The sequence below is a fragment of the Pseudoalteromonas galatheae genome, assembly GCF_005886105.2.
GTDB classification, from domain to species: Bacteria; Pseudomonadota; Gammaproteobacteria; order Enterobacterales; family Alteromonadaceae; genus Pseudoalteromonas; species Pseudoalteromonas galatheae.
In genome coordinates this window covers 34,562-48,614 of record NZ_PNCO02000001.1, presented here as the reverse complement: position 1 = coordinate 48,614, position 14,053 = coordinate 34,562, and the positions used below count along the sequence as shown (strand labels likewise).

The following is a 14,053-nucleotide window of genomic DNA, read 5'->3' as shown; positions in this document are numbered from 1 at the left end:
AAAATGTGGATAACAACAAGGCCACCAAAAGGTGACCTTGCAACCAGTATTAAGCGTTGTTAGCAACTACCGCAGCAACGGCTTTTTCGAAGCGTGCCATCCCTTCGCGGATGTCAGCTTCTGGAATAACAAGAGACGGAGTGAAACGCACTACGTTTGCACCTGCAACGAGTGACATCACGCCCTGCTTGATACCTTCAACTAAGAATTCTTTTGCTTTGCCTTCGTACTTTTCAGTGACCACACCACCAAGCAATAGACCTTTACCACGTACTTCTTTGAATACGTTGTACTTTTCGTTGATGCCGTTTAGTAGTTCACGGAATAGCTGCTCTTTTGCTTTTACGCCATCAAGTACTACTGTTGTATTTACTGTGTCAAATGCCGCTTCTGCAACCGCACACGCCAGCGGGTTACCACCGTAGGTAGAACCGTGAGTACCTACTTTTAGGTGTGCTGCAATCTCAGTTGTTGTGATCATCGCACCGATAGGGAAACCACCGCCAAGTGCTTTAGCCGTTGTTAAAATATCTGGCGTTACGTTTAAACCTTGGTATGCATACAGGTCACCAGTGCGGCCAACACCTGTTTGCACTTCATCAAAAATAAGTAGCGCGTTGTGCTTGTCACACAGCTCGCGAACACCTTTTACAAACTCAGCAGTTGGTGAAACGATACCACCTTCGCCTTGTAGCGGCTCCATCATCACGGCACAAGTGCTGTCTGAGATAAGCGCTTCAAATGCAGCTAAATCGTTATAGTCTGTGTGAACGATGTCGCCCGGCTTTGGACCAAAGCCATCAGAGTATGCAGCTTGACCACCTACGGTCACAGTAAAGAAAGTACGGCCGTGGAAACCTTTGTTGAAAGAGATAATTTGTGACTTTTCAGCACCAAATTTATCAAGCGCCCAACGGCGTGCTAGTTTAAGCGCCGCTTCGTTCGCTTCTGCACCTGAGTTTGCAAAATAGACTTTTTCTGCGAACGTCGCATCGGTTAGCTTTTTCGCTAAACGTAGTGCAGGCTCATTCGTCATCACATTAGAAAGGTGCCAAATTTTTTCGCCTTGCTCTTTAAGCGCGCCCACCAAAGCTGGGTGACAATGACCTAGACAGTTAACTGCGATACCACCAGCAAAGTCGATGTACTCACGACCTTCCTGATCCCGTACTCGAGAACCTTCACCTTTCACTGGAATTACCGCTGAAGGTGCGTAGTTAGGTACCATTACGTCGTCAAACAATTCACGATTGATAGTCATTTTATTTCCTCATATTTGGTGAGTGAAAGTGCAAACAAGGAGTCATTTCCCTTTGGAGGTCGGCGTGTAGCCGCCACTTGATAGGATATTTATTCACACCAATTCGGTGCTATGTATTTTGACCCGCCCCTTGATGGCACAAAATTCATACGCTCATTATTCCAGAAAAAGCGCTATTTGTCTCACTTATACCACGTTCTCAGCCCTTAGTATTCAAGGGTTTAACATATATTCTCAACTCAAGTGAATAACTATCTAGGGCAGATATTTAGGGCAAAGCAAGCCCCGTGCAGCCTTGCACAGATCATTTAAGATTAGGTTTTGAATGAATAGTCGCAAAAAAAATTTCAATTTTTTTTACAAAATCGTCAACTGTAGGTTATGGAACGCACATTTTGCCAGCTGTTGACGCATTTCCTCGGTAAGTTCCAAATGATTGAGCAAAATTTCCGCTTCATCGTCTTCAATCAACTGACTATCTTTTAAAACAAGTAGTTGTCCGTAGCCATAGGCTTTTTGCATCACTTGCGTCAAAGGTAGTGGGTCGGTAATGTTTTTATGCGCATTAGGTAGATAAGTTTGCGCATACTCTTCCATGACGGCATTAAAGGGCAAATAACGTAACTCCATTTTTTCAATTAACTTACGTGAAATCTCTGCCGAGTGTTCAATCAACAAGTTACGTAAAAATAACGGATCAGGAGATAACTCCATTAATGCGGTGTGTAGGTCTTTTTGCTTTTTGTCTCGTGCTATTTGTACCTTGGCTTGCCATACCTTTTCGAAGGTCCGTAAATAAAGACGGATCAAGGCCACTTTCCCAAGCTCCAGTAACATGCCCAAAGTAAATGCATGTTGCTCTTTTACCCCAAAAAATGGCGCCAGTTCTTTTGCCGCAATAGCCGTGCTCATGCTCAGCTCGCGTAATTTACGCTTCATTAAACCAAATGGTTCTGTAGCATGCGGCATCCAATGTCTCACCGCCATTGTCGGGATGACCATTTGCAAGTTCTCAAGGCCTAAATACCTTAAAGCTAATGCCGGCGTGTCGACCTTAATAGACGTACCTTTGCTGTTTTTTTTGCGATATTGTGGCAAGTTGACTAGCGAAACCAGCTCACGACCCAACCAACTTAAGTCATTGACCAAAGGCTCTAAGCGCCCAACCGAAGCTGAGCGCACGGCAAGAATATCTAAGATCGCAGGAACGGAGTCTTGAATACCAATCACTTCATGATAGATATTATCAAGGTCATGCAGCTGCTTTGTGATAGCTTCTTCGATAACGGAATGTAGATGCTTACTCGCTTTAGCAATATATTTGTGATGACTTGTACTACTTTCTTGTCGTTTGGCAGCCGCAGCAATTTCCACCTCTAGCATAGTGCGCTGGGCGATATTCTCACCGTAGCTAATATCAAACGTGTGGATATAGCCTATTTGCTTTTGCGCAAAGTTGAGGCTGATAAGAAGGTCATGGGCACGCTCGGATAGCGCTTGTGCCATTCTAATTTGCTTATTTTCTTGCGTCATGCATGCTACTTATCTAAAAGAAAAATACTGAGTTAAGCACTCAACAGAATCGTCTTACTGACCAACATTATACCAGTAAAAGCAATATTATGATTTGATATTGCGCACAATAGAATCAAAAAGTTATGTATCAAAAACCAGTCTAACCAGCAAAAGCGCAGTAAATATGGATGTATAACACTTAGGCGAAATCCTGTTGGTTTTGTTTAAACTTTAGAAGCGTTTTATAAAGTTATCAAGTAATGCTAAGCCGTGTTCCGTGAGGATAGCTTCTGGGTGAAATTGCACACCTTCAAGTGCTCTATCGGATGCCAAGAGCCCCATAATTTCATCACGCTCCCCCTCTTGTGTCTGTGTCCAAGCCGTTACGGCTAGAGCATTTGGTAAGCTACTTTGCTCAACAACCAAAGAGTGGTAACGGCATACTTCGTATGGTGATGGTAGGCCTTGAAATACGCCTATGTTGTTATGGTGCACTTGAGACGTCTTACCATGCATCACTTGTTTTGCTCGAATGACTTTGCCACCTAAAGCTTGTGCGATAGTTTGATGACCTAGGCAAATGCCGAGAATAGGGATTTGTCCCTGTAGACGTTTTACGACTTCAAGCGAGATCCCAGCTTCATCAGGGCTACAAGGACCTGGAGATAACACAACATATTTAGGATTAAGCTGCTTGATTTGTGAGGCGCTGATTTCATCATTTCGCTTTACCAGCACATCCACATCTAAGTGCTGAAAATACTGCACTAGGTTGTAGGTAAAGGAATCATAGTTATCAATCATCAACAGCATGTAGGTACCACTAAAAGAACCAAGCAGCCTATTCGCCACTGGGGTAAAGATCTTCGTTATAAATCTATTTTATCACGAACTCAACAGGAAGGTTTTCTTATATCTAGTATCTGCTTTAAGCCAAGGGGCTATCGCCCCTTTTAATACAAAAAGACACCATAAATGGTGTCTTTTCTTTGTGTTTTTATCAACCGCGTGGAATAAAACCGACGGCGTCATACACAGCTTTAAGCGTTTTCTCGGCACGAATACTTGCTTTTTCCGCGCCTTTTTTCATGATTTCGTTCAGCAGAGTTTGATCTTCACGGATTTCTTTAAAGCGCGCTTGAATAGGCTCAAGCATATTCACTACCGCATCGGCAGTGTCTTTTTTCAAATGACCGTACATTTTGTCTTCGTACTCTGGCACTAACTCTTCAATTGAGCGTTTAGTTGCAACACTGAGTAGCGTCAGTAAGTTGGACACACCAGGCTTTTCAACACGATCAAAGTAAATCCGTGCTTGCTCATCTGAATCCGTTACCGCTTTTTTCAGCTTTTTCTCTATCTTCTTAGGTTCATCCAACAGCATCACAAAACCATTTGGGTTTTCGTCTGATTTTGACATCTTCTTGCTCGGATCTTGCAGACTCATAACACGAGCGCCAAACTCTGGAATATAAGGTTCTGGGATCTTAAAGACATCGCCATACAGGTTATTAAAGCGCGTTGCGATGTCTCGGGTCAACTCAAGGTGCTGTTTTTGGTCTTCACCAACTGGTACCTGATCCGCTTGATACAATAAAATATCCGCAGCTTGCAATACCGGATAGGCGAATAAGCCAACGTTGACGTTATTGGCGTGCTTTGCTGACTTATCTTTAAACTGCGTCATGCGGTTTAATTCACCCATTTGTGCATAACAGTTCAGTACCCAACCTAGCTGTGCATGCTCAGGAACCTGTGATTGTACAAATAGTGACGATTTATCTGGGTCAATGCCGCAAGCGGTATATAGCGCTACGCCGTCTAATACACGATCGCGTAGTTGCTGTGGTTCTTGGCGAACCGTAATGGCGTGCAAGTCAACCAACATAAAGTAACAATCATGATCGTTTTGTAGTTTAAGCCACTGGTTAATGGCACCTACGTAATTGCCTATTGTCATACCACCGGTTGGCTGAATACCACTTAATACTACAGGTTTACTCATGTCGTTCCTTTATTTCTTCATTGAATTAACGTTGATTGATAATGGGGATAATATCTAAGAATCCATCACAAAGGTACTGTGGATTGAACTCTTTCAAATCGAATCCCTGATTATACCCATAATTTAAAGCAATCACAGGTATCTTAGCGCCCTGAGCGGCCAAAATATCGCTTTTAGAATCGCCAACCATAATTAGCTTATCCGCAGGTATACCTAGACGCTCGGCAGCTAACAATAGCGGTGCTGGTGATGGTTTCTTGTCAGTATCATCACCACAGACGATACAATCAAAATGCGCTGTGAGATTTAATTTATCCAGTAACTTTAGCGTAAATGCACGATTTTTATTGGTCACGATGGCTTTTGGCACTGTGGCAAATGCAGATAGCCCTGTCTCAACATGCGGATACAAACCCGCATACTGACCAACTAATTCATCATAATGCACTTTAAAACGTTCAATGGCAGTGAGCGCTAAACTGTCCGATAGCGCTTCGCTAACTTCATGGCTACCGCTTAGGCCTCTTTTTACTAACATATCGATGCCGTTACCCACCCATTCACGCACTAGAGCATGACTAACAATTGGATGAGCAAGCTCGGACAAGGTTAAATTGAGCGCCATATACATATCCTCGACGCTATCAACTAACGTGCCATCGAGGTCAAATAAAATACCCTCAAAACGCATTATTTTACCTTTGCTAATTCTTGACGCATGGCGTCTATTACCGCTTTGTAATCGGGTTGATTAAAGATAGCGGAGCCCGCAACAAACATATCTGCACCTGCCGCTGCAACTTCAGCAATGTTATCCACTTTAACACCACCATCAACTTCAAGACGGATCTCGCGACCAGAAGCGTCAATACGTGCCCTTGCTTCTTTTAATTTCTCAAGCGTATGTGGAATAAAGCTTTGTCCACCAAAGCCCGGATTCACCGACATCAATAGAATTTGATCAATTTTATCCATCACATGATCGAGATAATGTAGCGGCGTGCCCGGATTAAATACTAAACCCGCTTTACAACCTGACTCTTTAATCAAAGCAAGGCTTCTGTCTATATGCTCGCTGGCCTCTGGATGAAATGTAATAATGCTCGCCCCTGCTTTAGCAAACTCGGGAATTAGGCTATCTACTGGCTTTATCATCAAGTGTACGTCGATAGGAGCGGTAATTCCGTAATTTCTTAATGCGTCACAAATCATTGGGCCAAAGGTTAAATTTGGCACATAGTGATTATCCATTACATCGAAATGAACCACGTCGGCACCTGCTGTCAGTACCTTTTCAACATCTTCGCCTAACCTCGCAAAATCTGCGGATAGAATGGATGGTGCAATTAAAAAATCAGACATACTTTTCCCCTAAACGTAAGACCGCGTTACTGTACCGTAAATTGCCCAAAATGTCTGCGATTTAAGGTTCTTTATGATTGTGCAATAAACGAACATTGTGTATCATTATAAGATATCTAACTTCTGGGGATAGGGTTATGGTTTCTAGATATAAAGCACGGATTGCTCTGCTTGGTGCGGTATTAGCCGTGTCGGCAGGGGTATTTTCTTTCGACAATGATGAAAGTCTTGCCGCAAACTACTCCGCATGCACTTGCAGCACTAGCAATTTAAGTAGTCGAATGAATACAGTGGAGTGTCAGCAAGAAGCGCACACCAGTTGGGCTGCATGGTTGACTGGCGGTAGTTCGAGTGGTCAATTCCATTATTTGGATTTGCTTGAGCTGTTACTTGGCTCTAAAGATAATCAAAGCAGTAGTAAAGTTTCATCTCCCTACTAATATCAGTTGAGCCAATCAACTGGTAAAAGGTAAATACTATGGCTACTTCCAATAGTAAACTTGCGTTAGTTCAAAGTGTCTGTGCAGCAATGTTTGGTGTACAGAGTGGTCAAAAACAAGCATATGACTTTAACAAAAAGCATTTTTGGCCGTTTGCTTTTGCCGGGATCGTTTTTGTAGCCGTCTTTGTCATTGGCTTAATTTGGTTTGTAAATGGTGTAGTGTTGGCTTAGCCCTTTATGCCGCAGCAAATTACGGACGGTGATATAACGCCATTAGCTCGTCAACTTTATTCCGTCCATTACCTTTAGGGCTAATTGTACGTTTTACCTTGATCACATCTAGCTTCGCTTGATTATAAATCTTTCGCGTCCACACCGTATCGTGATTGGAGATTAACACTGGCGTTTGCTTTTCAAAAGCCGCAGTTTCCGCAAGGTTCGCCAGCTGTGCTTGATCGTCTAAATTAAATCCACCTTTCGCATAGCTAGTAAATGACGCAGTTTTACTCAAAGGCACATACGGAGGATCGCAATATACCACAGCGCTCTTTGGAATGGTTTCAAATACTTGGCTGTAACTTTGGCAAGTAAAAGTGGCATACTGGGCTTTTTCAGCAAACACATATAACTCACGTTCTGGAAAGTAAGGCTTTTTGTATTTACCAAAAGGGACGTTAAAAATACCTTTTAAGTTATAACGACATAAGCCATTGTAGCCATGACGATTCATATATAGAAATAGAATCGCACGCTCATACACATCAATGCTTTCGTTAAACTGTTGTCGGTAGGCGTAGTAAGCATCTGGATGGTTATTCAGCTCGACGAATAGCCTTTTAGCGTCACTAATAAATTCATCCGGAATACGCTTCAACTCTTTATACAGGTTGATAAGATCAGCGTTAATGTCATTTAGGACATAGTGCTTAAACTGAGTATTCAGGAATACAGATCCCGCTCCAACAAAAGGTTCTACTAGCGTGTCGGCATCATTACTTGCTGCTTGTAGGCGCTTAGAAATATCTTCTACTAAGCTGTATTTTCCGCCTGCCCATTTTAAGAAGGCTCTAGTCTTTTGTTGCATGCTCGTTCTATGTCGTGAGTGGTTGCGCGATTTTACACTAAATGTGGCTAATTACCGAGAGACTGAGTAATTTCTTGTTTAATTTTACTCACTCTCTTAAAAAATGGCTGACCTTTTTGTAGCGCTTCTGGCAATACCGCCTTCGCTTGCTTGGCAGACGCTAAATTCTCATAAGCATCAGTAGTAACTACAAACCAAGTCCGACCATTTCTTAAGACAGTAAACTGCTGTGTCACTACCTCGTTATGCTCCGCCATAAACCCTGCAGCAATTTCTCTTTCTGTCACCGCTAGTAATTGGATCACCCATTCATCATCTGAACGACTGAGATACCAAGAGTTACCAGTCAATGGGTCAGGTTCTATGTGTTGAGGCACCGGTCTTGGTGTTAAAGTGGCAGGAGCACCATCAACATCGACTTTTTCAGCTGCATTCGCTTGCTCTGATAGCACGTTATTGTTGTTTGTAGTATCTTCTTTCGCTTCGGTTAGTGCAGATAAAATACTATCAACAGGTGCGGTTTCGACTTGCGTTGGCGCTTCGGCTGGCAGCTTTGGTTGCACGTCGTTTTCAATTTCAACTTTTTCAACTGTAGCATTTGGCGCTTCAAATACAGCTTGCGCATCAATAGCAGTAGCGACAGTTTCTTCATTATCTTGAGTCGGTGTCCAGTATCGCTTTAATTCCTGCTTATACACTAAAGCGACCATCAACGCGGTTAGCATTAAGCAAAGTGCAATAACATACCACTGCCATTGTGAGCGATGAGAAGCGCTAATACTTTGTGCACGTAGGTTCAAGCTTTCTTGCTGCGGCTGCCAAGAAAGTAAAACACTCGGATTACCTTGCGCTTCGGCAACAAAAGTATTAAAAATAGGATCTTCATCAGGCGGTAAGTCTTTGTAAAACATGCCCATCAAGCGCTTACTTTCGAGTGTAGATAAAGGCTCGATATGAATATCTAAACCTTCAGGGAGCAACAAGGGCTGCTGTGCCGTAGCAAGTATGTAAATGGTTTCGCGAGAAGATTTCGCGAGCTTTTGCAATTGCTCTACAAGTTCTGACGTCAAATGTCGGACATTGTCTAAAACCCACAAGCATGGTCCACAAGCCTGCTCATCATGGAGCAACATGAAGTTTTCACTTAGAGATAACTTCTGATCAATGAGAGGACTACGAAAGCTATGCTCAAGCAGCTGGCGAACCACATCAAACTCAGAGGTATTTGCAGTTAACTTTACAAATGCTTTGTTAAAGTCTGGGTATTTATCGGTTAGAAACGATTCCGCTAAGTAGCTTTTACCAAGACCAGAAGAGCCAACTAAGGTTATCAGGTTTTGGCCATAGTCGAATTGCATAGCAATTCTATCTACCAATGCAGCTCTGCTTGGTAAAATTTGCGACTGCATTTAACGACCTATCAGAGTTACCACGGTTTCATCGCTCACATCATCTACCAGCGCGCATTGACCTAGTTGCGTTGGCAGGATAAAGCGAATTTTGCCTTGTTTGTTCTTTTTGTCTTTGCGCATATGTTGTAAAAATTGCGCTGCAGTCATATCGCTTGGTGCTTCTGTTGGTAATTGATAAAGCGCAATGACGCGACGGATTTTTTCAACATCCGCAGTACTAAGCGCACCACGCTGACAAGCCAGATTTGCAGCTATCATCATACCTGCAGCAACGGCCTCACCATGCAACCAATTACCGTAACCCATTTGCGCTTCAATCGCATGGCCAAAAGTGTGGCCTAGGTTTAGTAATGCGCGTAACCCAGCTTCAGTTTCATCTTTGGCGACTATCTCAGCTTTTATTGCACAGCACTTATAAATAACTTGTTGAAGGCTTTCAGCATCTAGTGCGCTGAGCTGAGAATGACGATCGGTTAATGTATCAAGAAAAGATGCATCATAGATCAAAGCATATTTTATGACTTCGGCCATACCTGCAGCAAACTCTCTTGCAGGTAAGGTGCTTAAGGTATTGGTATCGATAAAAACCGCTTTTGGCTGATAGAAAGCACCAATCATGTTTTTACCTAGTGGGTGATTTACCGCTGTTTTACCACCAACTGACGAGTCTACTTGTGACAGCAAAGTTGTAGGGATTTGAATAAACGGAACGCCGCGTTGATAGCATGCAGCAACAAAACCAGTTAAGTCACCAACCACGCCGCCACCGAGGGCAATCAAACACGTATCTCGGCCACAATTGTGTTCAAGTAAAAAGGCTGAGATCTTTTCAAACCATTCAAGTGATTTGTATTGTTCACCATCAGGGATAACAAAATATAGCGGCTCTTGAGCGTCAAATATCGCCAATAGATTGTCTAAATATAAAGGTGCGATGGTGGTGTTGGTGATGATAACGGGACGACCCTGCCCAACGTACTGCTTAAGTCGTCCTTCATCTGATAAGAGATGTTCACCGATAAAGATGGGATAGCTCCGCTCGTTTAAATCAACCTTTAATTCAAGCATGGCTTCCCTCCTACGGTGTTGTTATTAGAAATCTAATTTTTCAATAATTTGGTTTGCAACTACTTTAGCGCTTTGCTCATCCGTTCGAACAACGTGATCTGCCACTTCTCTATATAGTGGTTCACGCTCATCGGCTAAGCGCTCCAGTACGTCACGTGAGTCTTCACTGGTTTGTAGTAATGGACGACGCTTATCACGCTGAGTACGAGCTACCTGTTTTTCGATTGGCGTTTCTAGGTAAACAACAATACCACGCGCAGACAACTTGTTGCGCACTTCTTTGCTGATCACAGAGCCACCACCCGTCGCTAACACAATGCCTTGCATTTCTGTTAGGTCAGAGATGACACTTTCTTCACGCTTGCGGAACCCCTCCTCACCTTCGATATCGAATACCCAAGAAATATCAGCACCAGTACGGCGTTCAATTTCTTGATCCGAATCGAAAAATTCAAGGTGTAATTGATCTGCAATGTGACGACCAATCGTGCTTTTACCAGCCCCCATCGGGCCTACTAGAAATATATTACGTTTCTCAGCCATATCTTTTTAGTACAAACGAACTCTAAAATTTGAAATAAAACCCCGCCTAACGACCTGGCCCCAAAATTAAGGAGGGGATTATCTCAGTAATCCGTGAACAATTTCAAGTCAAACCACGCAAAAAGCGTAATACTTTTACTGTCAACGGGCCTATAAACTGTCTTGAATGATCTTGGGGGTCACAAATATCAGCAATTCTCGCTTTTCGTTAATATCACGAGAGTTCTTAAACAATAGACCTAAATATGGGATATCGCCCAAAATTGGGATCTTACTTACTGCTGTTTTCACTTCTTGCTGATAGATACCACCCAGTACGATAGTTTGACCATTTTCGACCAGTACTTGTGTTTGGATCTGTTGGGTGTTGATCGCCGTCGCCGGGCCATTCGGCGTTTGCACGGTATCACCTTTAGTGTCTTGTGTAATCACTAAGTCGAGAATTATTTTATTATCAGGCGTGATTTGCGGCGTCACCTCCAAACTTAACACCGCTTTTTTGAAGCTTACTGTCGTGGCACCACTCGACGAAGCTTCTACGTATGGAATCTCTGTACCTTGCTCTATACGCGCTTTTTTCTGGTTAGCCGTAGTAATGCTTGGCGTCGCGATTATCTCACCCTTGTTCTCTTGCTCCAGTGCTGACAGCTCAAGATCGATCAACGTACCATCCGCCAATTTGGCAATGTGCATACCAATACTACCAGCAGGAACCCCTTTCACGCCTAGATTAACGTTTAAGCGGTTTTCCAAAGACGGGATATTGCCATTGGACAAAGCATCTGCGCCTTCCAGCGTACCAGATATAGCATCACTACCTTGCTGGTCGTTAAAGCCCCAGCGGACACCTAAGTCTTCTTGCACGGTATCATCCACAGTAACCATGCGCGACTCAATACGCACCTGTTTTACTGGCACATCTAAGGTTTCAACCATCCGGCGCACACTTTCAATACTGCGCGAGGTGTCTTTAATTAGTAATGTATTGGTACGTTTATCAACGGAAACACTACCGCGATGGCTAATAATAGAATTAATATCGGTTTTGAGTAAGTCAGCAAACTCTTCCGCTTTTGCGTAATTAAGTTGAATATACTCGCTATATAATGGCTCCAGCTCTTCCACTTGCTGGCGCGCTTGTAACTCTTTGGCTTCTCGCGCTGCCAGTTCTTCTGATGGTGCAACCATCAAAATAGAACCGTCCATACGCTTATCTAGGCCTTTCACACGTAAAACAACATCAAGAGCCTGATCCCAAGGTACACCGTCTAAACGCAGAGTAATATTGCCAGACACCGTGTCACTCGTTACTAGGTTAAAGTTGTTTGTATCGGCGATGATCTGTAATACGGAACGAATTGGAATATCTTGAAAGTTCAACGTGATTGGCTGGCCTTTATACTCCTTTTTATCGCCAAAGGTTTTATTGCCTTCATCCTTTTCGATAGCCAGCGTAAAGATGTTATCAAGCTGCTGATAGGTAAACTTGAACGCCGCATTTGGCTCAATCACGATGCGGCTTTTATTTTCTTCTTTAAAGGTCTCAATACGAGATACCACAGTACCAAAGTCTAACACATCAAGTTCGTATAGCAGGTCTTCTGCAATATCAATATGGTGGAAATCTGCAATGATTTTGCCACCGCGTTCTTGAACATCGATAGCCGCTTGGTTGTGCTCTAGGAATGCAAGGACCTTAGCCTCGCCCCTCTCTCCGCGACGAAAATCAATGGCTTGGATTTGATTGATAAATGCTGTGACTTTTTGACTTTGATCTTGTTCAGAGACAATCGGCTTGTTAGACACATCCACTATCACAAGGTTATTCTTAACCTCAGTTTTATATAGCTTGAGCTCATCCATATTTATGGAAACGGCAAAGCCACCATCTCTGAGTTCACTGGTAATGCCTTGAATACCCGCTTTGTTAATGCTCAATGCTTTTAAGCTTTCTTCAAATTCGGCCTGCTGGAAAAACAATTCAATACTGGCACTTTCGCCAACCACACGAACTTTCGGCTCTGTATTGAGTTTTTCATCAAACACCAGCTGCAACTGAGTCTCCCCTGTCGGCACTGGGTTATAGCGAATGTCATACAACATAGGAATGGCATGCGCAATTGACGAGAGGCCAACTAAAGCAACACCGAGCACGGAACGCCAAATTGTTCGAGTGCTTTTAATGGTTGATTTTAGAACGTTATTATTAGTATTCACTCGTGCCACCTTGTTCCGCTTCTAACATTTCCAATTTTGTTAGCCTTTCTTTCCAACATCCCGTTCCATCTGGGATCAATTCTAATAATTCTAAATGATCAGCTTGTACACTCAGAACTTTGCCGTGATACAAGCCCATATATTCGCCACGTTTTACACGATATAGTCCCTGCGTCGCCGCTTCGATTAGTGCCCAACGGCCGTCCGACTTGGCAATAATGCCTTTCATACGTAGGTTATCCAACGGAAACTTCTCTAATGGGTAACGATCTCTGTCTGGATCTGGGTGTAAGCAGTTTTTAATTTGAACTAATTTATTTTCAATCACTTCAGGCTGCGGCGCAACGAAAGGACTACGTAACTCCGAAGCGCTATATTTAAACGGCTCATAATTTTGCATCTCAGGGATAGGCTCGATTTTAGGCGTTGAGCTCGCCTTTACCTGATCAATAAATTCTTTTTGTTCTGCCGTGCTATCATTACAACCTGAGATGAACATCAATGTGGTCACGCAGAGCATTAGTCGGATCATTTCTGACCTCCTTGCTCATAGCGATAAGTTTTTGCCACAACACTAAATACCAGCTCACCGTTTCCTGCATTTTCGATTCTAAAATCATGTAGGCTGACTATTCGAGGTAACTCAGATACTTTACTTACAAACTGACCAAATTCATGATATTTGCCAATTACCTCTAATTTAATCGGCAATTCGGTATAAAACTCTTTTCGCACCTCTGGCATCCAGCCAATTTTTAGGAAGGTTAATCCACTTGAAGTACCAACGTACGTCAAATCATCAAGTAGACCAGGCGTTTCATTGGAGCTTGGTAATCGTCTCAATAGCTCAGTGAATTGCGCTTCCATATTAATCATTTGCTGTTTGTATAGCTCAAGATTGTTTGCTCTTGAATACTTGATTCGGTAACTCGTTCTTAATTCCTGCTCTTTTTTAACCGCTTGATCGTAGCGCTCAATGGAACTTGAAACCATCAGGTTATAACCCAGTATCATCATCAACAAAACAACGAGAACGGAACATAAAACTTTTACTGGAAATGGCCATTGGCCGATGTTGTCAAGTTCCAGCTCATTCCAATCTATTTCTTTTAAACTGTTTAAGTCAAAATTCATGCACTATGCC

At 42.9% G+C, this 14,053-nt stretch carries 15 protein-coding genes; 2 read left to right on the top strand and 13 right to left on the bottom strand.

All coding sequences use genetic code 11. The features are described from left to right. Positions 1-49: 49 nt before the first annotated feature. The 6 genes from CWC29_RS00215 to rpe form a co-directional block, all read right to left on the bottom strand. A complete protein-coding gene (locus CWC29_RS00215; protein ID WP_138522732.1) occupies positions 50-1,261 on the bottom strand; it encodes an aspartate aminotransferase family protein in 1,212 nt (403 codons plus the stop codon). A 357-nt stretch (positions 1,262-1,618) separates the two neighbouring features. Next, positions 1,619-2,794: an HDOD domain-containing protein gene (locus CWC29_RS00210; protein WP_128728871.1), complete on the bottom strand. Its 1,176-nt coding sequence runs from the start codon at positions 2,792-2,794 to the stop codon at positions 1,619-1,621. 213 nt (positions 2,795-3,007) lie between these two features. After that, on the bottom strand, positions 3,008-3,589 hold the full coding sequence (locus tag CWC29_RS00205) for an anthranilate synthase component II (protein ID WP_128728872.1): 582 nt from the start codon (positions 3,587-3,589) through the stop codon (positions 3,008-3,010). Positions 3,590-3,776: 187 nt separating this feature from the next. Further along, entirely contained in the window at positions 3,777-4,781 is a 1,005-nt protein-coding gene (gene trpS, locus CWC29_RS00200; protein WP_039494036.1) for a tryptophan--tRNA ligase, read from the bottom strand. Positions 4,782-4,806: 25 nt separating this feature from the next. Beyond that, complete coding sequence (locus CWC29_RS00195) at positions 4,807-5,472, bottom strand: HAD-IA family hydrolase (protein WP_138522730.1); 666 nt, start codon at positions 5,470-5,472, stop codon at positions 4,807-4,809. Further along, entirely contained in the window at positions 5,472-6,143 is a 672-nt protein-coding gene (gene rpe, locus CWC29_RS00190; protein ID WP_138522728.1) for a ribulose-phosphate 3-epimerase, read from the bottom strand. The genes CWC29_RS00195 and rpe overlap by 1 nt, the downstream gene beginning before the upstream one ends. A gap of 137 nt (positions 6,144-6,280) precedes the next feature. On the opposite strand from rpe, the gene CWC29_RS00185 reads away from it, so the two are divergent. After that, a complete protein-coding gene (locus tag CWC29_RS00185; protein ID WP_138522726.1) occupies positions 6,281-6,583 on the top strand; it encodes a hypothetical protein in 303 nt (100 codons plus the stop codon). 38 nt (positions 6,584-6,621) lie between these two features. Next, positions 6,622-6,816, top strand: coding sequence for a DUF2970 domain-containing protein (locus tag CWC29_RS00180; protein ID WP_128728876.1), 195 nt, complete (start codon positions 6,622-6,624; stop codon positions 6,814-6,816). A 19-nt stretch (positions 6,817-6,835) separates the two neighbouring features. Here the strand turns inward: CWC29_RS00180 and CWC29_RS00175 are convergent, their stop codons facing one another. From CWC29_RS00175 to CWC29_RS00145, 7 genes are all read right to left on the bottom strand, one after another. Next, entirely contained in the window at positions 6,836-7,669 is an 834-nt protein-coding gene (locus tag CWC29_RS00175) for a Dam family site-specific DNA-(adenine-N6)-methyltransferase (RefSeq protein WP_128728877.1), read from the bottom strand. A 47-nt stretch (positions 7,670-7,716) separates the two neighbouring features. Then, positions 7,717-9,078, bottom strand: coding sequence for an SPOR domain-containing protein (locus CWC29_RS00170; protein ID WP_128728878.1), 1,362 nt, complete (start codon positions 9,076-9,078; stop codon positions 7,717-7,719). After that, entirely contained in the window at positions 9,079-10,149 is a 1,071-nt protein-coding gene (gene aroB / locus CWC29_RS00165) for a 3-dehydroquinate synthase (protein WP_138522724.1), read from the bottom strand. Positions 10,150-10,173: 24 nt separating this feature from the next. Further along, entirely contained in the window at positions 10,174-10,692 is a 519-nt protein-coding gene (gene aroK, locus CWC29_RS00160; RefSeq protein WP_010607062.1) for a shikimate kinase AroK, read from the bottom strand. Between the two features lie 150 nt (positions 10,693-10,842). Continuing rightward, positions 10,843-12,909: a type IV pilus secretin PilQ gene (locus CWC29_RS00155; RefSeq protein WP_138522722.1), complete on the bottom strand. Its 2,067-nt coding sequence runs from the start codon at positions 12,907-12,909 to the stop codon at positions 10,843-10,845. Further along, positions 12,899-13,441: a pilus assembly protein PilP gene (locus tag CWC29_RS00150; protein ID WP_138522720.1), complete on the bottom strand. Its 543-nt coding sequence runs from the start codon at positions 13,439-13,441 to the stop codon at positions 12,899-12,901. The genes CWC29_RS00155 and CWC29_RS00150 overlap by 11 nt, the downstream gene beginning before the upstream one ends. Next, positions 13,438-14,043, bottom strand: a complete 606-nt coding sequence (locus tag CWC29_RS00145) for a type IV pilus inner membrane component PilO (protein WP_128728882.1) — start codon at positions 14,041-14,043, stop codon at positions 13,438-13,440. The genes CWC29_RS00150 and CWC29_RS00145 overlap by 4 nt, the downstream gene beginning before the upstream one ends. Positions 14,044-14,053: the final 10 nt, after the last annotated feature.

Bases quoted from the DNA above. Each gene is read 5' to 3' on its own strand.
- rpe (WP_138522728.1), bottom strand. From the start codon at position 6,143: ATGTCTGATTTTTTAATTGCACCATCCATTCTATCCGCAGATTTTGCG.
- CWC29_RS00145 (WP_128728882.1), bottom strand. From the start codon at position 14,043: ATGAATTTTGACTTAAACAGTTTAAAAGAAATAGATTGGAATGAGCTG.
- trpS (WP_039494036.1), bottom strand. From the start codon at position 4,781: ATGAGTAAACCTGTAGTATTAAGTGGTATTCAGCCAACCGGTGGTATG.
- CWC29_RS00180 (WP_128728876.1), top strand. From the start codon at position 6,622: ATGGCTACTTCCAATAGTAAACTTGCGTTAGTTCAAAGTGTCTGTGCA.
- CWC29_RS00175 (WP_128728877.1), bottom strand. From the start codon at position 7,669: ATGCAACAAAAGACTAGAGCCTTCTTAAAATGGGCAGGCGGAAAATAC.
- aroB (WP_138522724.1), bottom strand. From the start codon at position 10,149: ATGCTTGAATTAAAGGTTGATTTAAACGAGCGGAGCTATCCCATCTTT.
- CWC29_RS00205 (WP_128728872.1), bottom strand. From the start codon at position 3,589: ATGCTGTTGATGATTGATAACTATGATTCCTTTACCTACAACCTAGTG.
- CWC29_RS00185 (WP_138522726.1), top strand. From the start codon at position 6,281: ATGGTTTCTAGATATAAAGCACGGATTGCTCTGCTTGGTGCGGTATTA.
- CWC29_RS00195 (WP_138522730.1), bottom strand. From the start codon at position 5,472: ATGCGTTTTGAGGGTATTTTATTTGACCTCGATGGCACGTTAGTTGAT.
- CWC29_RS00210 (WP_128728871.1), bottom strand. From the start codon at position 2,794: ATGACGCAAGAAAATAAGCAAATTAGAATGGCACAAGCGCTATCCGAG.
- CWC29_RS00170 (WP_128728878.1), bottom strand. From the start codon at position 9,078: ATGCAGTCGCAAATTTTACCAAGCAGAGCTGCATTGGTAGATAGAATT.
- CWC29_RS00215 (WP_138522732.1), bottom strand. From the start codon at position 1,261: ATGACTATCAATCGTGAATTGTTTGACGACGTAATGGTACCTAACTAC.
- aroK (WP_010607062.1), bottom strand. From the start codon at position 10,692: ATGGCTGAGAAACGTAATATATTTCTAGTAGGCCCGATGGGGGCTGGT.
- CWC29_RS00150 (WP_138522720.1), bottom strand. From the start codon at position 13,441: ATGATCCGACTAATGCTCTGCGTGACCACATTGATGTTCATCTCAGGT.